The sequence below is a fragment of the Pseudooceanicola atlanticus genome (genome assembly GCF_000768315.1).
Lineage (GTDB): Bacteria > Pseudomonadota > Alphaproteobacteria > Rhodobacterales > Rhodobacteraceae > Pseudooceanicola > Pseudooceanicola atlanticus.
Window position 1 is genome coordinate 204,848 of the sequence record NZ_AQQX01000002.1, and the last position, 18,700, is coordinate 223,547.

20 protein-coding genes and 1 pseudogene are annotated in these 18,700 nt (G+C 64.6%); 7 read left to right on the forward strand and 14 right to left on the reverse strand.

Annotated features, from left to right (window positions below):
- Positions 1-114 precede the first annotated feature (114 nt).
- Complete coding sequence (mobA, locus tag ATO9_RS05135; RefSeq protein ID WP_043746257.1) at positions 115-711, forward strand: molybdenum cofactor guanylyltransferase MobA; 597 nt, start codon at positions 115-117, stop codon at positions 709-711.
- Positions 708-1,205, forward strand: a complete 498-nt coding sequence (mobB, locus tag ATO9_RS05140; protein WP_043746260.1) for a molybdopterin-guanine dinucleotide biosynthesis protein B — start codon at positions 708-710, stop codon at positions 1,203-1,205. The genes mobA and mobB overlap by 4 nt, the downstream gene beginning before the upstream one ends.
- A gap of 27 nt (positions 1,206-1,232) precedes the next feature.
- Here mobB and ATO9_RS05145 read toward each other — a convergent pair whose 3' ends face one another.
- The 3 genes from ATO9_RS05145 to ATO9_RS05155 form a co-directional block, all read right to left on the reverse strand.
- Positions 1,233-2,258, reverse strand: a complete 1,026-nt coding sequence (locus ATO9_RS05145; RefSeq protein ID WP_043746263.1) for a hypothetical protein — start codon at positions 2,256-2,258, stop codon at positions 1,233-1,235.
- A 44-nt stretch (positions 2,259-2,302) separates the two neighbouring features.
- Entirely contained in the window at positions 2,303-2,773 is a 471-nt protein-coding gene (greA, locus tag ATO9_RS05150) for a transcription elongation factor GreA (RefSeq protein ID WP_043746266.1), read from the reverse strand.
- Between the two features lie 107 nt (positions 2,774-2,880).
- On the reverse strand, positions 2,881-3,264 hold the full coding sequence (locus ATO9_RS05155; protein ID WP_081979454.1) for a VOC family protein: 384 nt from the start codon (positions 3,262-3,264) through the stop codon (positions 2,881-2,883).
- 73 nt (positions 3,265-3,337) lie between these two features.
- Here ATO9_RS05155 and soxR point away from each other — a divergent pair, with 73 nt between their 5' ends.
- The 4 genes from soxR (at position 3,338) to ATO9_RS05175 (ending at position 8,255) form a co-directional block, all read left to right on the forward strand.
- Positions 3,338-3,808: a redox-sensitive transcriptional activator SoxR gene (gene soxR / locus ATO9_RS05160; protein ID WP_043746272.1), complete on the forward strand. Its 471-nt coding sequence runs from the start codon at positions 3,338-3,340 to the stop codon at positions 3,806-3,808.
- Positions 3,809-3,925: 117 nt separating this feature from the next.
- A complete protein-coding gene (locus ATO9_RS05165; protein ID WP_043746276.1) occupies positions 3,926-5,575 on the forward strand; it encodes an electron transfer flavoprotein-ubiquinone oxidoreductase in 1,650 nt (549 codons plus the stop codon).
- A gap of 130 nt (positions 5,576-5,705) precedes the next feature.
- Entirely contained in the window at positions 5,706-7,421 is a 1,716-nt protein-coding gene (locus ATO9_RS05170) for a tetratricopeptide repeat protein (protein ID WP_043746279.1), read from the forward strand.
- 3 nt (positions 7,422-7,424) lie between these two features.
- Positions 7,425-8,255 carry a 4-(cytidine 5'-diphospho)-2-C-methyl-D-erythritol kinase gene (locus ATO9_RS05175; RefSeq protein WP_043746281.1) on the forward strand — a complete coding sequence of 277 codons (831 nt, stop codon included), beginning with the start codon at positions 7,425-7,427 and terminating at the stop codon, positions 8,253-8,255.
- Here ATO9_RS05175 and ATO9_RS05180 read toward each other — a convergent pair.
- The 4 genes and pseudogenes from ATO9_RS05180 to rpsA all read right to left on the reverse strand — a co-directional run.
- Entirely contained in the window at positions 8,234-8,893 is a 660-nt protein-coding gene (locus ATO9_RS05180; RefSeq protein WP_043746283.1) for a phosphoribosylanthranilate isomerase, read from the reverse strand. The two genes, ATO9_RS05175 and ATO9_RS05180, sit on opposite strands and share 22 nt — an antisense overlap.
- Positions 8,894-8,948: 55 nt before the next feature.
- Positions 8,949-9,290: a lipopolysaccharide assembly protein LapA domain-containing protein gene (locus tag ATO9_RS05185; protein ID WP_043746286.1), complete on the reverse strand. Its 342-nt coding sequence runs from the start codon at positions 9,288-9,290 to the stop codon at positions 8,949-8,951.
- A 1-nt stretch (position 9,291) separates the two neighbouring features.
- A complete protein-coding gene (gene ihfB, locus ATO9_RS05190; RefSeq protein WP_043746289.1) occupies positions 9,292-9,576 on the reverse strand; it encodes an integration host factor subunit beta in 285 nt (94 codons plus the stop codon).
- A 332-nt stretch (positions 9,577-9,908) separates the two neighbouring features.
- A pseudogene (gene rpsA, locus ATO9_RS05195) lies at positions 9,909-11,597 on the reverse strand (30S ribosomal protein S1); the annotation flags it as partial.
- 333 nt (positions 11,598-11,930) lie between these two features.
- Between rpsA and ATO9_RS05200 the strand changes: the two are divergent.
- Positions 11,931-13,076, forward strand: coding sequence for a sulfotransferase family protein (locus ATO9_RS05200; protein WP_043746295.1), 1,146 nt, complete (start codon positions 11,931-11,933; stop codon positions 13,074-13,076).
- A gap of 77 nt (positions 13,077-13,153) precedes the next feature.
- Here the strand turns inward: ATO9_RS05200 and ATO9_RS24210 are convergent, their stop codons facing one another.
- The 7 genes from ATO9_RS24210 to ATO9_RS05230 form a co-directional block, all read right to left on the reverse strand.
- Positions 13,154-13,303, reverse strand: a complete 150-nt coding sequence (locus tag ATO9_RS24210; RefSeq protein WP_156127799.1) for a hypothetical protein — start codon at positions 13,301-13,303, stop codon at positions 13,154-13,156.
- Between the two features lie 77 nt (positions 13,304-13,380).
- Entirely contained in the window at positions 13,381-14,109 is a 729-nt protein-coding gene (locus tag ATO9_RS05205) for an SDR family oxidoreductase (RefSeq protein WP_043746298.1), read from the reverse strand.
- Positions 14,106-15,431 carry an FAD-binding oxidoreductase gene (locus ATO9_RS05210; RefSeq protein WP_043746301.1) on the reverse strand — a complete coding sequence of 442 codons (1,326 nt, stop codon included), beginning with the start codon at positions 15,429-15,431 and terminating at the stop codon, positions 14,106-14,108. The genes ATO9_RS05205 and ATO9_RS05210 overlap by 4 nt, the downstream gene beginning before the upstream one ends.
- Complete coding sequence (locus tag ATO9_RS05215) at positions 15,428-15,832, reverse strand: GtrA family protein (protein ID WP_043746306.1); 405 nt, start codon at positions 15,830-15,832, stop codon at positions 15,428-15,430. The genes ATO9_RS05210 and ATO9_RS05215 overlap by 4 nt, the downstream gene beginning before the upstream one ends.
- Positions 15,829-17,283, reverse strand: a complete 1,455-nt coding sequence (locus ATO9_RS05220) for a UbiA family prenyltransferase (protein ID WP_043746309.1) — start codon at positions 17,281-17,283, stop codon at positions 15,829-15,831. The genes ATO9_RS05215 and ATO9_RS05220 overlap by 4 nt, the downstream gene beginning before the upstream one ends.
- Before the next feature lie 114 nt (positions 17,284-17,397).
- Positions 17,398-18,021, reverse strand: a complete 624-nt coding sequence (gene cmk, locus ATO9_RS05225; protein ID WP_043746311.1) for a (d)CMP kinase — start codon at positions 18,019-18,021, stop codon at positions 17,398-17,400.
- Between the two features lie 105 nt (positions 18,022-18,126).
- Positions 18,127-18,699, reverse strand: a complete 573-nt coding sequence (locus ATO9_RS05230; protein ID WP_043746314.1) for a PqiC family protein — start codon at positions 18,697-18,699, stop codon at positions 18,127-18,129.
- Position 18,700: the final 1 nt, after the last annotated feature.

Sequence of the window (18,700 nt, forward strand, 5' to 3'; positions counted from 1 at the left end):
GGGAAGCTCATAGACTGGATAACAGAACCGACCTACGTCCAGCGCCCGGCCGATGCAATTGCCCATGCCTCACAACTCCGCCTTTGCACTGCGCAGATTTGCGACGGTCACCCGGTGACCGCGCCCCCCTTGGTCATTCTGAGCGGCGGCGCTGGCCGACGCATGGGCCGCGCCGACAAATCCACGCTGATGCTGGCGGGGCGTCCCCTGCTGGCGCATCTGCTGGACCGGCTTGAGCCGCAGACAGACCATATCGCGCTGAACGCCCCGGCGGATCATCCCGCTCCCATGGGCCTGCCCCTTGTCCCCGACCTCGACGCCGATCGCCCCGGCCCGCTGGCCGGCATCCGCGCGGCGATGGAATGGGCGGCGGCGCAAGGGGCGACGCATGTGGCGACCGTGGCCATCGACACGCCATTCCTGCCGGGCGACCTGATCCCGCAACTGATGCTGCATGCCGAGGGGCATGAGGGGCCAGTCATCGCCTCCTGCGGCGGGCGGCTGCATCCGGTTGTGGGGCTGTGGCCAGTGCACCTGCGCCAGGACCTTGCCGCCGCCCTTGCCGCCGGCATCCGCCGCGTCACCGACTGGACAGAGGCCCAGGGCGCGATACCTTGCGATTTCCCGGCGACCCGACCAGACCCCTTCTTCAACATCAACACGCCAGAGGATCTTCGCCACGCCGAGGACCTGATCGGAGCCGCAATATGAAACTCTACGGCGTGGCCGGATGGAAGAATTCCGGCAAGACCGGGCTGATGGAGCGTCTGGTGACCGAATTCACCGCGCGTGGCCTGACCGTGTCGACGGTCAAGCACACCCATCACCGGGTCGACCTGGATCAACCCGGCAAGGACAGCTATCGCCACCGCGAGGCCGGCGCGCAGGAGGTGCTGATGGTTTCGGGGTCTCGCTGGGCGCTGCTGCACGAGCTGTGCGACGCGCCCGAGCCGCCCTTCGAAGACCTGATCGCGCGGATGAGCCCGGTCGATCTGCTGCTCATCGAAGGCTACAAGACCGGCACTCATCCCAAGATCGAGGCGCACAGGCAGGTGACAGGCAAGGCCCCCTTCGCCGGCGACGATCCGACCGTGCGCGCCCTGGCCAGCGATCAGCCGGAGGCCATCGTACTGGATCGCCCCGTCTTCGACCTGGACGATACGCGCGCCATTGCCGACTTCATCGCCGGCGACCTGTCACTCTGATTGCCAATAACCTTGGGGACCAGCCCCCTAGTTGAACGTCCCCGCCACACGGCCCAGGAGCATGAAGGCGCGGGCGGTACGGGTTTCCGACAGTTCCGCGATGTCCTGGTCGGTGGCGGTCGGTTCGAATTCCACGAACATCTGGTCGAACCGGCGCAGGAAGTGATGCGCCGCGTCGCGGAAGATCGGGTCCTGCCGCATTCGCCCCGCCGTCAGGGCCAGCGAGGACCGGTCGCGGATACCGCCAAGCGCCGCAACCACGCGGCCCCGTTCGCCCTGGGCAAAGCGGCGCCAGATCTCGGGCCGCGCCAGGTCGGGGCGCAGGTCGTCCATGTAGATGCCGTCCTGGCTGAGCAGGGTCAGCACGTCCTGCGCCGCCTGGATCAGGTTCGCCGCCTGACGATCCTTCAACGCCTTGCGCAGGGCTGCAAAACCTTCCTCGTCCTCGGCGGTTTCGGGGAAGTTCAGCGCCCTGACAAAGACATCACGTGCCAGCGGCGGACGGTTCGCCTCGGGCCCCAGTTCCAGCGGCAGATCGGCCTGCCCTTCGGCGGCGGCCGGTTCGGGTTCGGCCTGCACAACGCGGGCCGCGGCCTCGACCGCGCGGGTCGAATGGAAGGTCGCCAGCGCGGTTTCCGTCTTGCGCTGTGCATCCGCGATCTCGTCCAGCTTCTTGGCGATGGATTCGTCCGAAGCACGCCCCATCCCCTTCTGAACCTCGGCCAGATAGGAGGTGCGGATCGCCTCTATCGCGGAATGCAGGCGGCGGCTTTCCTCGCGTACCACGCGGCTGGAGCGGGCAGCCGTTGCCGCCACCCAGACCAGCGCGACCGGCATGAAGATCGCCAGCAGCACCATCACGAAGTTCAGCGGATCGAAGCTCGCATTGCTCTGGACGTTCGGGTCCTGCAACAGCAGGAAGAACAGCCCCGCGCCAAACAGCCAGAGCACCGACAGGATCAGCGCGATTGCTTCGGCAGGGGACATGCGTTCGCGCGTCGGCTTGTCGTAGACCCCAAGGGGGGTCGGGCGCGATTCGGGGCGTTCGGGCATGTCGTCCTGGTCCGTTGGGCGGCGAAGATTCGCGGCTATTCCGCTCAACTATAGTCGATTTTCAGGATTTCATAGGACCGCTCGCCACCCGGTGTGCGGACCTCCACCGAATCGCCTTCTTCCTTGCCGATCAATGCCCGCGCGATCGGCGATTTGACGTTCAGAAGGCCCTTTTCGATATTGGCCTCGTATTCGCCGACAATCTGCCAGACCTTTTCCTCGTCGGTATCTTCGTCGACGACGGTGACCTTCGCACCGAATTTCACCGAGCCGGACAAGGTCTTGGGGTCGATGACATCGGCCAGCGACAGGACGCTTTCCAGCTCCTTGATGCGGCCCTCGATGAAGGACTGCTTTTCGCGCGCGGAATGGTACTCGGCATTCTCGGACAGGTCGCCAAGTTCACGGGCCTCCGCGATCGCCTTGATGATCTCGGGGCGTTCTTTGCTCTTGAGATGCTTCAGTTCGCTCTCCAGGGCGACAAAGCCCTCGCGGGTCATCGGTATCTTTTCCATTGCTCTCTCCGCGGCAACGACGAAGGGGCCCGCTTACAGGCCCCTTCGCTCTTTATCAGGTTCAGACAACCTCGCTCAAACGGGTACTGAAATGCAAGGGGTTTGCGTTACCCCTGATGCGATGCGACCTCCCATTCGATACCGTCGCCGTCATGGAAATAGAACCGCCGTCCCGGTGCGTAATCGTTGTGATTGATCGGGTTGAACCCGGCCCCGCGCACCCGATCCTCGACCGTGTCGATGTCTTCCTCGGTGAAGACGGCGAGGTGATTGAGCATGCCGATGGTCCGATAGCGATCCGTGGCCGACGGTTTCGCATCCCCGTAGGAAAACAGCGCGACATAGCTGTCATCAGTGCCGATATGCACCGTGTGGCCCGTCTGCATCCCCGGCCCCTCCCAACGGATGTGCCAGCCGAAGACGTCGCTCAGCCAGGCGGCGGTGGCCTTGGGGTCGGATACGGTGACATTCGCGTGTTCCAGGCGGATCATGATTTTTCCTTTCCTCCATCCTTTGAGACAGGCTACTCCTTCAAGTTAACTTGAGGGCAACGGAATTGATCCTATGCGAACCAGAGGCTTACCGATCAGCACCATCGCCGACCGCACCGGCCTGGCGCCATCCGCCATCCGCTATTACGAGGATCAGGGCCTGATCGACCCCGGCCGCGGCCCCGGCGGGCAGCGCCAGTTCGAAAAGGCCGACATCCGGCGGCTGAGCTTCATCATGATCGCACAGAAACTGGGCTTTTCGATTTCCCAGATCCGGCAGCAATTGTCGGCCCTGCCGCGGGGCCGCACCCCGACCGCCGCAGATTGGCGCAAGCTGTCGACGCTGTACCGGGCCGATCTGGATCAGCGCATCGCGACGCTGGAAAAACTGCGGGATGACCTAGATGGTTGTATCGGGTGCGGTTGCCTGTCCCTTGACCGGTGCAGCCTGTACAATCCCGACGACCGTGCGGCACGGCATGGCAGCGGGCCGAGATATCTGATGGGGGACAAAGCCGACCCCGTCACGCCGGAAAATGGATGATTTCGGCATCAAAAGGCACGGAATGACGCTCTGTTGCGATTGACCCGCTGCATCGCGGCGCGATATTCACAGCGAAAGAAAATTTCGCAAACGACCCCGGAGGGGAGAGGAAAGAACATGTCCGAGACGCAGCGCGAGACGATGGAATATGATGTGGTCATCGTGGGCGCCGGCCCTGCCGGTCTGTCGGCCGCCATCCGCCTGAAGCAACTCGACGCCGATCTCGAGGTCGTCGTCCTTGAAAAGGGCTCCGAGGTCGGGGCGCATATCCTTTCGGGCGCCGTGCTGGACCCGTCGGGCCTGGATGCGCTGATCCCCGACTGGAAAGAAAAGGGCGCGCCGCTGAACGTGCCGGTCAAGGAAGACAATTTCTACATGCTGGGCGAAGCGGGCAAACTGCGCGTGCCGAACTTCCCGATGCCGCCGCTGATGAACAACCACGGCAACTACATCGTCTCGATGGGCAATGTCTGCCGCTGGATGGCCGAACAGGCCGAGGAACTGGGCGTCGAGATCTTCCCCGGCATGGCCTGCTCCGAGCTGGTCTATGGTGAGAAGGGCGACGTCAAAGGCGTCGTCGCCGGTGAATTCGGCCGCAACCCCGACGGCACCGAGGGCCCGGGCTACGAGCCGGGGATGGAACTGCACGGCAAGTATGTCTTCCTGTCCGAAGGCGTGCGTGGGTCCCTGTCGAAGGAGGTCATCAACAAATACGGCCTGTCCGACGGGAAGGACCCGCAGAAATTCGGCCTCGGCATGAAAGAGATCTGGGAAATCGACCCCGCCAAGCACCGCGAAGGCACCGTGACTCACACGATGGGCTGGCCGCTCGGCTCCGAAGCGGGGGGCGGGTCCTTCATCTACCATTTCGAAAACAACCAGGTGCTGATCGGCTTCGTGGTTCACCTGAACTACAAGAACCCGCACCTCTTCCCCTACATGGAATTCCAGCGGTTCAAGCATCACCCGATGGTCGCGGAGCTGCTGGAAGGCGGAAAGCGTGTCGCCTATGGCGCGCGGGCGATCAGCGAAGGTGGCTACCAGTCGATGCCGCAGATGGTGGCACCGGGCGTCGCGCTGCTGGGCTGTACCGTGGGCATGGTCAACGTCCCGCGGATCAAGGGCAACCACAACGCCATGCTGTCGGGCAAGGCCGCCGCAGAGGCCGCGCATGAGGCGATCAAGGCGGGTCGTTCGGGCGATGAGCTGCACGATTACGAAACCGAGGTCCGCACCGGCGCGATCGGCAAGGACCTGAAGAAGGTCCGCAACGTCAAGCCGCTCTGGTCCAAGTATGGCCTGACCGCATCGCTGGCGATCGGTGGCTTCGACATGTGGACCAACACGCTGGGCTTTTCCCTGCTGGGCACGCTCAAGCACGGCAAATCCGACGCCGAGGCGACGGAAATCGCGGCGAACCACAAGCCAATCGACTATCCGAAACCGGATGGCAAGCTGTCGTTTGACCGCCTGACCAACGTGTCGTTCTCCATGACGAACCACGAGGAAAGCCAGCCCGCGCACCTCAAGCTGAAGGACGAAAACGTCCCCGTGCTGGACAACCTGCCGAAATATGCCGGCCCCTCGGCCCGCTACTGCCCGGCAGGCGTCTACGAATTCGTCGAGGAAGAGGGCAAACCGGCCAAGTTCGTCATCAACTTCCAGAACTGCGTCCACTGCAAGACCTGCGACATCAAGGACCCGGCCCAGAACATCAACTGGACCACGCCGCAGGGCGGCGACGGCCCGAATTACCCCAATATGTAAGCAAATGATCGCCGGTCGGTTGTGCGCCGGCGTCACAATTCGAAAAATGCGGGGGGCGCGATGCGTCCCCCGCATTGCGTTTCGCGGCGCCCTTCCCTTAGGCTGAAGCAACACAGGATGAGGTGAGGGAATGATTACCACAGGACGCATCTTGCGCGCCGTAACTCTGGCAGCCGCTCTGACGACCACTGCGCTGCCGGTGATGGCCGGAAATTCAGGCGATTATCTGGCTGCCCGGCAGGCCCGGATATCCGCAGATTTCGACAAGGCTGTGTTCTACTACATCCGCGCCCTGGGCAAGGATCCTCACAACCCTCAATTGCTGGAAGGCGCCGCCCTGTCCCAGCTGTCCGCCGGTGACCTGGAACGCGCCGTCTCCATCGCGAAGCGGATGGAAGATGACGATCTGGAAAGCCAGATCTCCCAGGCGATCCTGTCGGCCGATGAATTCATGACCGGCGAATATGCCGCCATCCTCGACCGTGTCACCGCCGACCGGGGCGTCGGGCCGCTTGTCGACGGGCTGATGGTCGCCTGGGCCCAGCTGGGCAAGGGCGAGATGAGCCAGGCCCTCGCCACCTTCGACAAGGTCGCCGATACCAAGGGGCTGCGCGGCTTTGCCCTGTACCACAAGGCGCTCGCGCTCGCGATGGTCGGTGACTTCGAAGGTTCCGAGGCCATCTATGCCGCGGATGGCGCAGGCCCGCTGCAGATGACCCGCCGCGGCGCCATGGCCCGTATCGAGGTACTGAGCCAGCTGGACCGCAGCGACGACGCGCTGGCCCTTCTGGATCGCCTTTTCGGTACCGACCTGGACCCCGGCCTTGCCGACATGCGCGAACGCCTGGTCGCCGGAGAGATCCTGCCATTCACCCATGTGACCGAGATCACCGATGGCGTGGCCGAGATCTTCTATTCCGTGGCCGCCGCCCTGAACGGCGAAGCGACGGACGATTACACGCTGATCTATTCCCGCATCGCTGAAAACCTGCGCGCCGACCACGTCGACGCGATCCTGCTGTCGGCGCAGTTGCTGGAATCCATGGGTCGCCCCGAGCTGGCCACCCGCGCCTATCGCCGCGTCCCCCGTGAAAACCCTGCCTTCCACGCCGCCGAACTGGGCCGCGCGGATGCGCTGAACAAGTCCGGCCGTGGCGATGCCGCGCTGGAGGTGCTGGACCAACTGGCCGAAAGCCATGGAGAGCTGCCCATCGTTCACACCACGCGTGGGGACCTGCTGCGCGGCATGAACCGCTATGTCGACGCCATCGCGGCCTATGACACGGCCATTTCGCTGTATGGCGAGGCCGACCCGTCGCAATGGTTCGTCCTGTACGTGCGGGGGATCAGCCATGAACGTCTGGGCCAGTGGCCCGAGGCCGAACGGGACTTCCGCGCCGCCCTCGAGCTCAACCCCGAACACCCGCGCGTTCTGAACTATCTCGGCTATTCGCTGGTCGAGAAGAAGGAAAAGCTGGACGAGGCGCTCGACATGATCGAACGCGCGGCGTCGGCCCGGCCCGACAGCGGCTATATTCTCGACAGTCTTGGCTGGGCGCTCTACAGCCTTGGCCGCTACGAAGAAGCCGTGTCCCACATGGAACGTGCGGCCGAACTGATGCCGGTCGATCCGGTCGTGACCGACCATCTGGGCGACGTCTACTGGGCCGTCGGTCGCCAGCTTGAGGCGGAATTCCAGTGGAACCGTGCCTTGTCCTTCGATCCCGACGACAAGGACGCCACCCGCATCCGCCGCAAGCTGAAGGTGGGCCTGGATGCCGTGCTGGCCGAAGAGGGCTCCGCGCCGCTGAAGGTCGCGCAGGACATCAACAACAACGGCGGCTGATCCATGTCGCCAAAAGGGGCGGTGCAGGAACTTGCACCGGCCAAGATCAACCTGACCCTGCATGTCACGGGCCAACGGCCCGACGGCTATCACCTGCTGGATTCGCTGGTCGTCTTCGCCGATTTCGGCGACCTGCTGACGATCGCTCCGGCCGAGGCGCCGTCGCTGACCCTGACTGGCCCGCTCTCGGCCGGGCTGCCGACGGATGACAGCAACCTGGTGCGCAAGGCCATGGCCTTTGCCGGCTGGACCGGGGCCGTGACGCTGGAAAAACGCTTGCCCGCCGCGGCGGGGATCGGCGGTGGCTCCTCCGATGCGGCGGCGACGTTGCGGGGGCTGGCGCGCTTGCTGGACGCCCCCCTGCCCGCCGGGACCGAAGCCCTGGGCGCCGACGTGCCCGTCTGCCTTGCCGCTCGCGCCGCACGAATGCAGGGCGTCGGTGAGGTCGTGACGCCCCTGCCCGCCTTGCACCCGCTGCATGCCGTCCTGGTCAATCCCGGCATCGACATCCCGACGCCCCTGATCTTCCGAGCGCTGAGCTCCAAGACCAACCCGCCCATGCCTGTGGACCTGCCGGACTGGCCCGACGCGGCTGCACTGATCGACTGGCTGTACGGCATGCGCAACGATCTGGAACCGCCCGCACTGTCACAAGCGCCAGAGGTCGGCGCGGTGCTGGACCGCCTGCGACAGGACAAAGCCTGTCTGCTGGCTCGTATGTCCGGGTCGGGCGCGACCTGTTTCGCCCTGACCGACACGCGCCATGCGGCTGAGGCGATGGCAGATCGCCTGTCCGATACGGGATGGTGGGTTCAGCCGGTGACGCTGGCCTGACCGGTTGCCGCGGCGACGAAGGCGTCAATCTTGGCCGCGTCCTTCACCCCCGGCGCGCTTTCCACGCCCGAGGACACGTCCACCTGGCGCGCGCCGGTCAGACGCACGGCTTCGGCCACGTTTTCGGGGGTCAGGCCACCGGCCAGCATCCAGGGTTTGGTCCAGTATTTCCGGCCCTGCAACAGCCGCCAGTCAAACGACAGCCCGTTGCCGCCCGGCAGAACCGCATCCTTCGGCGGCTTGGCGTCGATCAGCAACTGGTCGGCGACTTGGGAATAGACATCAATCGCCGGCAGGTCGTCTTCGCCGGACACCCCGATGGCCTTCATGACGGGCAGGCCGGTGCGCGCGCGCAGCTCTGCCACGCGTTCGGGGCTTTCCTTGCCATGAAGCTGCAGCATGTCGAGCGGCACTTTGGTGGTGATCTCGTCGATCAGCGCGTCATCCGCATCGACCACCAGCGCGACCTTTGCCAGCCCCACCGGCGCATCGACTGCCAAGGTCTGCGCCACGTCGGCGCTGACGGCGCGCGGGGATTTCGGGAAGAAGACAAAACCGCCGTAAACCGCCCCGGCCCTGGCCGCGGCGGTCACATCCTCGGGGCGGCTCAGGCCGCAGATCTTGACGCGAATATCCATGGGTCGGGCTTAGGCCCTCGGGCGCGGCCCGTCCAGAGCCGCGACACCGTTGGGGTCAGTCCAGCAGGGCCAGTACCTCGTCCTTGCCCTTGTGCTTTTCGCCCTTCAGGCGCTTGACCTCTTTCTCCAGCTTGCCGACCTCGCGCGCCTTGCGGTTCACTTCCGCCCGGTGCTTGTGCTCGCGCAGCCATTCCCAGACGAAACCGATCAGCAGGCCGGCGACGACGCCACCGAAGATCACGACGAACAGCGGCAGGTCGATGGTCTGGTTCATGCCCACGATGCGGGACAAACCGTCGGGCATCAGCTTCAGCGACACCATGTTGCGGTTGGCCAGCGCCACGGCGATCAGGGCCACGCCCAGACAGGCGAGGAAGAGGTAGCGGATATATTTCATGTCACTCTTGTCCGTTCAGACGATCGCGCAACAGCTTGCCGGTCTTGAAGAAGGGCACGTGTTTCTCTTCGACATGGACCGCCTCGCCGGTGCGGGGGTTCCTGCCCGTTCTCGCATCTCTTTTCTTCACGGAAAAGGCGCCGAAACCGCGCAGTTCGACCCGATCGCCGCGCGCCATGGCCTCGATCACCTCTTCGAAGACGACATTGACGATACGCTCCACATCCCTCTGATAAAGATGCGGATTTTCATCGGCGATTTTCTGGATCAGTTCAGAGCGGATCATTTGTGGTTTCTCCCCAGGACCAGACAGCAGCACATTCTATGACACTTCACGACTATAGGAGGATTCGTGAAGTCTCGAAACTGTCTCATCGAGGGTATCAGTCGGATTTTTCATGGAATTTCCGGCGATTGCGGCCATAGCAGGCGGATTCCCGCACCATTGTGGAGCGCGGGCAAACATCCGGCCGGAACGCTGCATTGCGGCAATTTGACCTGATTCGGCCTGCCGGATGGCGGCAAACCGGTTCCGGTACTCGGAACATCACGGCGCCCGCCCAAAGCAAAAGGCCCCGGTCTTCACCGGGGCCTGCGCAAAGATCATGGGGACTGGGATCAGTCGTCGCCCTTCAGAGCGGCGCCCAGGATGTCGCCCAGCGATGCACCGGAGTCGGAGGAACCGTACTGTTCCACGGCCTCTTTCTCTTCGGCGATCTCGCGTGCCTTGATGGACAGGCCCAAGCGGCGGGTCTTGCTGTCGACATTGGTGACGCGGACGTCGACCTTGTCACCAACCGAGAACCGCTCGGGGCGCTGTTCGGAGCGATCGCGGGACAGGTCGGAGCGGCGGATGAAGGACTTCATGCCTTCGTATTCCACTTCGATGCCACCGTCTTCGATCGCGGTCACTTCGACCGTGATGATCGAGCCGCGCTTCACGCCACCAACCGCTTCGGCAAACTTGTCGCCGCCGACGTTCTTGATGGAGAGCGAGATGCGCTCCTTGTCGGTGTCGACTTCGGAGACAACGGCCTGAACCATGTCGCCCTTGCGGTAGTTCTGGATGGCGTCTTCGCCACGCTCGTCCCAGGACAGGTCGGACAGGTGAACCATGCCGTCGATGTCGCCGTCGAGGCCAACGAACAGACCGAATTCGGTGATGTTCTTGACTTCGCCTTCGACAACGGTGCCTTCGGGATGGGTTTCCGCGAAGACTTCCCACGGGTTACGCTGCGTCTGCTTGAGACCCAGGGAAACACGACGCTTGGCGCTGTCGATTTCCAGGACCATGACTTCGACTTCCTGCGAGGTCGACACGATCTTGCCGGGGTGCACGTTCTTCTTGGTCCAGGACATTTCGGACACGTGAACGAGGCCCTCGACACCCGGCTCCAGCTCCACGAATGCACCGTAATCGGTGATGTTCGTGACGCGGCCCTGGTGGACCGACGACAGCGGGTACTTGGCAGCAACCAGATCCCACGGATCTTCCTGCAGCTGCTTCATGCCGAGGCTGATACGGTGGGTTTCCTTGTTGATCTTGATGACCTGGACCTTGACGGTCTCGCCGATCGACAGGATTTCCGAAGGATGGTTGACGCGGCGCCATGCCATGTCGGTGACGTGCAGCAGGCCGTCCACACCGCCCAGGTCGACGAAGGCGCCGTACTCGGTGATGTTCTTGACCACGCCGTCCACGGCCTGACCTTCTTCGAGGTTCGAAATGACCTCGGCGCGCTGTTCGGCGCGGGACTCTTCCAGGATGGCACGGCGGGAGACAACGATGTTGCCCCGGCGGCGGTCCATTTTCAGGATCTGGAAGGGCTGCTTCAGACCCATCAGCGGGCCGGCGTCACGCACGGGGCGGACATCGACCTGCGAACCGGGCAGGAAGGCCACGGCACCGCCGAGGTCGACAGTGAAGCCACCCTTGACGCGGCCGAAGATTGCACCTTCGACGCGGGCGTCGTCGGCGTAAGCTTTTTCCAGGCGATCCCAGGCTTCTTCGCGGCGGGCCATCTCGCGCGAGATGACAGCTTCGCCACGGGCGTTCTCGGCGGCGCGCAGGTAAACCTCGACCTCGTCACCAACGGTGATTTCGGGCGCTTCGCCGGGATTTGCGAATTCTTTCAGATCAACGCGGCCTTCCATCTTGTAGCCGACGTCGATGATGGCTTGGCCTGCTTCAACTGCGATGACCTTGCCTTTGACAACCGAACCCTCTTCGGGGGTGTCCATTTCGAAGCTTTCGTTGAGGAGGGCTTCGAATTCCTCCATGGATGCGTTCTGAGCCATGTGGCTTGTCTGTTCCTTTACTAGCGTTTTGTCTGGCCGAACGGTTGTCTCCGCCGGTCTTGGGGTTGGTCATTTGAGCCGCCGCGAAACGAAGAAGGGCCGGTGCTCCCGACCCTGCCTGAGACTTCCATCGCGGCTTTTCGCCTTGTCGACGGGCTGCAAGTACCCCTCATGCCCCTGTAAATCAAGCCCCAAAACATGCTGGGCCATATCCTGCCGGGCCTATCCGGGGCCTTTCCCAGACCTGACACGGGGCCAGCACCGGGCTGTCGGGGCCGACGGCTCTGGAAAAGCAGCGCAAAAGCAACTATCCCGCGAATATCCCCAACGATCCGAGCCGACATGCATTCGCAATCCGACTACAATCGCTTGAACCTGTTGTCACGTCGGGCCGAAGAGGTCATGAACCAGGGCGATTTCGACGCCGCCCGCCGGTTCGCGACCGAGATGTTCTCGCTCGATCCCAACAACCTGGCCGGTTTCCTTGTCTACACCAACTCCGGTCGGATGAGTGCAGACGATCCGGTGACGCAACGGCTGCTGGCCATCGGGGATGGCAAGGCACTGGATCGGCCGATCCGGACGATGATCCTGTTCCTGCAGGGCAAGGCGCTGGATGACTTGGGCGATCACAAGGCCGCGTTCGACAAGTTCGTGCTGGCGAACTCCACCTATCGCGGGCAGACGGATCACAAGGCGACGCGCAAACGGGTGACGCAGGTGCTGCGCAACCCGCCGGCACATCGTGATCCGTTGCCGCCGACGAAACCCCGGATGGTCTTTGTCCTGGGCATGCCGCGATCCGGCACCAGTCTGACGACCCAGATCCTTTCGGCCCATTCGGGTATCGTCAGCGTCGGCGAACAGACCAGCCTGGCGCTAGCCGTAAACAAGCCGCGCGGCATTCCCAATCCGCAGACCGTCGCGGCCTTCGCCACTGCCGATCTTGAGCAGATGCGCCAGGATTACTTCAAACGTCTGCCGCAGGATGCTGTTGCGCAGGGGTTGGAGGGCAAGATCCTGGTCGACAAGCTGCCGGGAAATTACTGGTCGGCCTTCGCCATCCCGATCTTGTTCCCCGATGCGCTGATCATCCATTCCCACCGGGACAAGCTGGCCAGTTGCTGGTCCTGCTTCCGCAACCATTTCGGCACGGGGCACGATTACGCCTACGATTTCAAGGACACGCTCAGCCAGTACGACCTGCATCTGAAACTGTGCGAGACGTGGAAGACCTACGCGGCCCCGGGCCAGTGGATCGACATGCAGTTCGAGGATGTCGTCGGCCGCACGCGCGAGACCATTGAACCCGTGCTCAACAAGCTGGGCCTGGACTGGGAAGAGGCCTGCCTCAACCCCTCTGCTGCAAAGACCGAGATGAACACGATTTCGCGCTGGCAGGTTCGGCAGGGCATCAAGCCGTCGATTGCCCAAGCCTGGAAAGTGTATGAACCGCTGATCCGCGCCAAGTGGAATGTGCGCGGCTGAGGGACCGCTTACAGCCCCCACATTGGATCGAAAAGGTCGCCAGGCGTCTCCTTCGCGGATCGCCTGGCGCCAAAAGATCAGCTGTCTTCGGCAGCCTTGACCGGGCGGCGGACCAGGCAGTCCTCCGCAAAGTCGAACTGGCGCCAATCGTCGCCGGTATTGCGCGCGGGGACCGTCTGGGCCTCTTGCGATTTGGGCGCTTGCGCCGTGGTTTGTGCGGGTTGCATGGTGCTTTCCTTGCTGCTCGGTCTTTGGCCCTCTGGCACCCTTTATGCTGCCGCCCTTGCAGGGCGATCTTGAGGCATCAGATGGACATCTTCTTGAATATGGCTTCCGGGATGCTGCGGATGATTCCCATAATCAGCCGCCAGACGCCGCGCACATAGATCACGTTCTGACCCTTGTCGACGGCTTTCAAAATCGCCGCGCCAACTTCCGCCGGTTGCGCGGTCAGCCGCTCTGGCAGGTCCATATGTTCGGTCATCTGCGTCGCCACGAAACCCGGTTTCACGGTCACCACATGCACCCCGGTGCCGGTCAGCCGATTGCGCATCCCCGACAGGAACGCGGTGAAGCCTGCCTTGGCCGATCCGTAGATGTAATTCGTCGCGCGTCCCCGGTCCCCCGCCACCGAAGAGATCCCGACGATGGTCCCCGTGCCCCGCGCCTCCATGCGCGTGGCATAGGCCCCGAGGATCGCCGCCGGCCCCTCGTAATTCGACCGCATCACGGCGACAGAGGCAGCGACGTCGTCCTGATCCGCGTCCTGCTCGCCCATCCGGCCCACGGCACAGATGACGATGTCGGGCAGCGGGTCCGCGGCAGCAAAGTCCTCGTGCCCGTCGACATCCAGCGCGTCGAAGTCCCGCAGGCCGACGGTGACACCGTAGCGCAGTTCGATATCCGCCTTCTCGGGGCCCAGCGTTTCGGATCGGCGCGCCGCCAGGACGATATCATGTCCGGCCCCCGCGAAGGCATGGGCGCAGGCCAGCGCCATATCCGACCGCCCACCAAGGATCATGACCTGGCTCATAGCTTCAACCTTTCCGATTGCGCCGAGGCAAAGACCCCGGCATATCCCGCCGCCTGCCGCGCCCTGGCAAATTCGCCCGCCCGTGGATCGGCCTTGTGCAGCACCTCGGCCGGGACGCGGCTGTCCTTGGCCAGGTAATACCGTCCGCCATGATCCAGCGTGATCGCATCCAGCCGGTCCAGCAACCGCAGCGCCGCCGGGCTGACCGGGAAATCCAGGGCCAGGGTGTATCCCTCCATCGGGAAGGAGAACTGCCCCTTTTCCGGCCCCAGCCGTTTCAGGACAGCCAGGAAGGACCCCTGCTCTGCCGCCGCGATCACATCCAGCAGGGTCCGCAAGCCATCGCGCGAAGCCTCCAATGGCAGCACCACCTGGTACTGTGCAAAGCCGCGCCGCCCGTAGATGCGGTTCCACTCATGCACCGCGTCCAGGGGATAGAAATAGCTGTCCCAATCCACGACCGACCGCCCGGCCTTGCCCGCATTCACCCTGTAATAGAGCGCGTTGAATGCGCGCAGGGTGTACTTGTTCAAGGCAAAGCCCGGCGCATCCAGCGGCACCCGCCGCGCCTTGCGCACGGGCACGTCGAAAGGCACGGGGCGCCGGTTGGCGGGCAGATCCGACGGCTCCGCATGATCGCCAAGGATCACCAGCGACCGGCCCAGATCGGCGCCCTTGGCCAGACAGTCGAACCAGGCAACGGCATATTGCGCGGCATCGCGTTCGAACACCTCCATGGCGGCATCGAGGTCAGGCGTCGGGATCATCTCCTGTCGGATCCAGCCGGTCTGCACCGGGGCCAGTTGCAGGGCACAGCGCAGGATTACCCCGGTCAGGCCCATCCCGCCAATGGTCGCCGCGAACAGATCGGAGTTCTCACTGCGGGAGGCGCGGCGCAGCTCGCCGTCCGCGCCCATCACCTCGACCCACAGAACGTGGCGACCAATGGTGCCGTCGCGCCTGTGGTTCTTGCCGTGCACATCGGCTGCGATCATCCCGCCCAGCGTCACCAGCTTGGTGCCCGGCGTCACAGGCGGGAACCAACCGCGCGGCAGGAAGGCGGCGATCACGTCACCCAGGATCACCCCGGCTTCGGCCGTCAGCACGCCGGTATCGGCGTCGAAGTCCAGCATCCGGTTCATCCGCCGCATGTCGAGCGTCCCCCCCACCTGCGCCGCCGCATCGCCATAGGACCGGCCATTGCCGCGCGCGATCACCGGTCCGTCCGCCATCGCCGCGCGCAATCCGTCCTCGTCCCGCACCGGGATGCGGCGCCCCTCGATCCGCGGGTAGCGGCCCCAGCCGGACAGATCGGCGCTCATGCGGCCACCCCCCGGTCAAAGACGAACCGCCGGTCCAGCCGGTACTTGACCACGTAGCCGATGCTCAGCCCGATCACCGCCCCGACCTCGCGCGCGGTTTCGGTGCCCCAGATCAGCCAGGCCCCGGTTTCCGCCCCCCAGAAGATCGCCGTCGTGGCCACCCCCATGAGGGTATAAAGCGAGAACTTCTTCCCATGCGCGCCGGCCCCGCGACTGCGGTCGTCGAAGATCCAGCGCTTGTCGAGGACGTACTTCACCACCAGCCCCGCCGCCGTCCCGGCCAGCAAGGCCAGAACAAAGCCCAGCCCAAGCCCCAGAACGCCACGTTGAACGGCAAGGTTGACCAGCACCGCGATCACCGCGAAACCCGCATAGCGCAGGATCAGGCCCGGCAGGCTCACAATTGCGCTCCCGCGACGACCAGCAGGAAGACCAGACCAAAGGCCGCATAGCTGACTTTGTCCTTGGCCGCGAAGACCACCGGGTCGTCATGCATCTTGCCCCGATGGGTGATCAACACGATCCTGCTGATCCAGAACAGTAGGATCGCACAGATCCCGAACAGCACCTCGGGCCGCGCGTATAGGTCCGTCACCTCGGGCGAATTCACGTAAAGCGCCATGACCAGGACCGAGACATAACCCGCCCCGACCGCCATCATCGCGACCAGCGGCAGGTCCTCTGCGCGATAGCCACGCCGCGCGTTCAACGCCCGGTCCGACGCGACCGCATCCACCAGTTCTGCCTGTCGTTTCACCGCGGCAAGCGAGAAGAAGAAGAAGATCGAGAAGGCCAGCAACCAGACCGAAAGCGGCGTGCCCGTCGCCACGGCCCCCGCCACGATCCGCAATGTGTAAAGGCCCGCCAGCGTGCAGATATCCAGCACCGGCACCTGTTTCAGCCACATCGAATAGGCCGTCGTCGTCAGGTAATAGGCGAGCAGAACCGCGACGAAGCCCGGCCCCAGCAGCGCGCCCAACCCGAACCCCGCGACCAGCAGGAAGGGCGTCAGCCACAGCCCGTGCCGCAACGCCAACTGGCCGGAGGCAAAGGGCCGCGCACGCTTGCGCGGATGTGCCCGGTCCGATGGCAGGTCCAGCAGGTCGTTGATCACGTAGACCGAAGAGGCCAGCAGCCCGAAGGCGATGAAGGCCAGCACCGCCTGCGACACCCCCGGCGTATCCATCCGGTGCGCCGCCAGCAGCGGCAGGAAGATCAAGATGTTCTTGGCCCATTGATGCGGCCTGAGCGCGCGCATCAAGGCTCGGGGGAAGGAGGGCAGGTCGGTGTCCAGATGTTCCACCCCGCCCTCTGCCCGGACCCGCTGCCGCAGGGAGTGCGGCGCACCGACCGTCACCGCGCCCGAAGATGCGGCCCAGACCGGCAGATCAGCCTCGGAATCGCCGATATAGTGAAACCCGCCCGCGCCGTAGCGGTCGATCAGGAAGGCCGCCTTGACCCCACCTTTCAGGTTCACGCCGCCGTCCGATCCATGCACCTCGTCGAAGAGGTTAAGATGCGCCGCGACGCGTTCCGCCAGGTGGCGGTCGGCGGCGGTGACAAGAGCGACCTTTCCGCCCTGCGCCCGCCAATCCCGCAGCCGGGCCAGGATATCCTCGCGATAGGGCAGATGGCGCACATCGACATCGCCGCGCTGCGCCAGCACGGATTTCAGCGCGGCCCGCCCGCGCAACAGGCCGGCAAAGGCGGCAATAGGCGCAGTCCAGCGGCTGGCCAGCGCCGCCCAGAAGGACTCATCCAGCAGGTCGGTCCGGATCAGCGTCCCGTCCAGGTCACAGACCAGAACCGGGCGATCCACGCCCGAAATGTCGTGCAAATGCGCCTGCGCCATGGCGTCTGCCTATGCTGCCTCACGACGCGCCGGGTTCTGCGCCCGGTCGCCCCAATGCGATCAGGATAGTCGAACCCGCCTTTTCCGACAATCTTTTCGAGAAAATTAAGGGGATTAGAGCTTGGGCTGTTGCCCCGAACGCTCGGTCACCAGTTTGATCGCGGCTTCCACGGCCTGATCGATCGACATCTCGGACGTGTCCAGCACCACCGCGTCCTCGGCCGGGATCATCGGTGCCGCGGCGCGTGCCGAATCCCGGGCATCGCGTTCCCGCAGATCGGCCAGCACCTGGTCCAGCGTCACGTCATGGCCGGTGCCCGACAGCTCCGCGTAGCGCCGCTCGGCGCGGACCGCGTCGGAGGCGGTGACGAAGAACTTCACCTCGGCCTCGGGACAGATCACCGTGCCGATATCGCGCCCGTCCAGAACGGCCCCGCCGGACCGGCGGGCAAAGGCGCGCTGGAAATCCACCAGCGCCTCGCGCACCTCGGGGATCGCGGCGACCTGGCTGGCGGCGCGGGCAACATCGGGGGTGCGCAGGCCGTCGGCCTCCAGGTCAGCAGCTTGCAGGGTTCGCGCGGCCTCCACCGCTTCGACACCGTCCAGCAGGCGACGACCGGTCGCGCGGTAGATCAGACCGGTATCCAGGTGCGCTATCCCGAAGGCATTGGCCAAAGCCTTGGAAATCGTGCCCTTTCCGGCTGCGGCCGGGCCGTCGATTGCAATCGTGAAAGCCACGTGGCGCCCCCTGTTCTTCGGTCCGCCCTGTTTAGCCCGTGCCAAAGGCGCTGTCATCCCGCCAACCGCCCCGCGAACCGCTTTGCGGCGGGATGGCGCGCGGCATCAGCGCAGGCCGCGTCGGGCGATCTCTTCGGCGAGGGACCGAACCACCTGCCCCCGCGCAGCGGCAATGGCGCTCGCGCCCTCTCCGACGATCGGTGCGGACAGGTCAAAGAGGCCCGACCGCCCGCCGACGCCGCTATCCGGCGCCACGTAATACTGCCCCGACAGGCGGAACGTGCCATCGGCATCGGCCAGCATCTGTTCGACCCGGATATCTACCAGCGCGGCGGCGCGGTCCAGGAAGGGCCAGGGCTCTGCCGCGACCTGGGCGCGGGTCATAAGGCCCAGAAGCCGCGCCAGTTCCAGCGTCATGCCCCGCGACGGCTGATCCGCCCAGAGCAGCGAGGACTCCGATGTGATGGCCCCGGTCTCCCCCCGTTTCGCGATCTCTTCGGACGACGCGTAGCTGGGCAGCGACACCTCGCGCAGTTCGATACTGCCATACCGGCTGGAAATCCGCGGCAGGTCGGCGGTCTGGCTGGACGCGGGCACCGCGTAGCGTTCGATGGTCCCGCCCCCACAGGCGGCCAGCAGCGACAGGGTCAGGGCGAGCAGGGTAGTGCGATAGGTCATG

What these genes read in the sequence shown, in the direction of transcription:
- mobB (WP_043746260.1), top strand. Translation starts at nt 708, where the DNA reads ATGAAACTCTACGGCGTGGCCGGATGGAAGAATTCCGGCAAGACCGGG.
- ATO9_RS05145 (WP_043746263.1), bottom strand. Translation starts at nt 2,258, where the DNA reads ATGCCCGAACGCCCCGAATCGCGCCCGACCCCCCTTGGGGTCTACGAC.
- greA (WP_043746266.1), bottom strand. Translation starts at nt 2,773, where the DNA reads ATGGAAAAGATACCGATGACCCGCGAGGGCTTTGTCGCCCTGGAGAGC.
- ATO9_RS05155 (WP_081979454.1), bottom strand. Translation starts at nt 3,264, where the DNA reads ATGATCCGCCTGGAACACGCGAATGTCACCGTATCCGACCCCAAGGCC.
- soxR (WP_043746272.1), top strand. Translation starts at nt 3,338, where the DNA reads ATGCGAACCAGAGGCTTACCGATCAGCACCATCGCCGACCGCACCGGC.
- ATO9_RS05165 (WP_043746276.1), top strand. Translation starts at nt 3,926, where the DNA reads ATGTCCGAGACGCAGCGCGAGACGATGGAATATGATGTGGTCATCGTG.
- ATO9_RS05170 (WP_043746279.1), top strand. Translation starts at nt 5,706, where the DNA reads ATGATTACCACAGGACGCATCTTGCGCGCCGTAACTCTGGCAGCCGCT.
- ATO9_RS05175 (WP_043746281.1), top strand. Translation starts at nt 7,425, where the DNA reads ATGTCGCCAAAAGGGGCGGTGCAGGAACTTGCACCGGCCAAGATCAAC.
- ATO9_RS05180 (WP_043746283.1), bottom strand. Translation starts at nt 8,893, where the DNA reads ATGGATATTCGCGTCAAGATCTGCGGCCTGAGCCGCCCCGAGGATGTG.
- ATO9_RS05185 (WP_043746286.1), bottom strand. Translation starts at nt 9,290, where the DNA reads ATGAAATATATCCGCTACCTCTTCCTCGCCTGTCTGGGCGTGGCCCTG.
- ihfB (WP_043746289.1), bottom strand. Translation starts at nt 9,576, where the DNA reads ATGATCCGCTCTGAACTGATCCAGAAAATCGCCGATGAAAATCCGCAT.
- ATO9_RS05200 (WP_043746295.1), top strand. Translation starts at nt 11,931, where the DNA reads ATGCATTCGCAATCCGACTACAATCGCTTGAACCTGTTGTCACGTCGG.
- ATO9_RS24210 (WP_156127799.1), bottom strand. Translation starts at nt 13,303, where the DNA reads ATGCAACCCGCACAAACCACGGCGCAAGCGCCCAAATCGCAAGAGGCC.
- ATO9_RS05205 (WP_043746298.1), bottom strand. Translation starts at nt 14,109, where the DNA reads ATGAGCCAGGTCATGATCCTTGGTGGGCGGTCGGATATGGCGCTGGCC.
- ATO9_RS05210 (WP_043746301.1), bottom strand. Translation starts at nt 15,431, where the DNA reads ATGAGCGCCGATCTGTCCGGCTGGGGCCGCTACCCGCGGATCGAGGGG.
- ATO9_RS05220 (WP_043746309.1), bottom strand. Translation starts at nt 17,283, where the DNA reads ATGGCGCAGGCGCATTTGCACGACATTTCGGGCGTGGATCGCCCGGTT.
- ATO9_RS05230 (WP_043746314.1), bottom strand. Translation starts at nt 18,699, where the DNA reads ATGACCTATCGCACTACCCTGCTCGCCCTGACCCTGTCGCTGCTGGCC.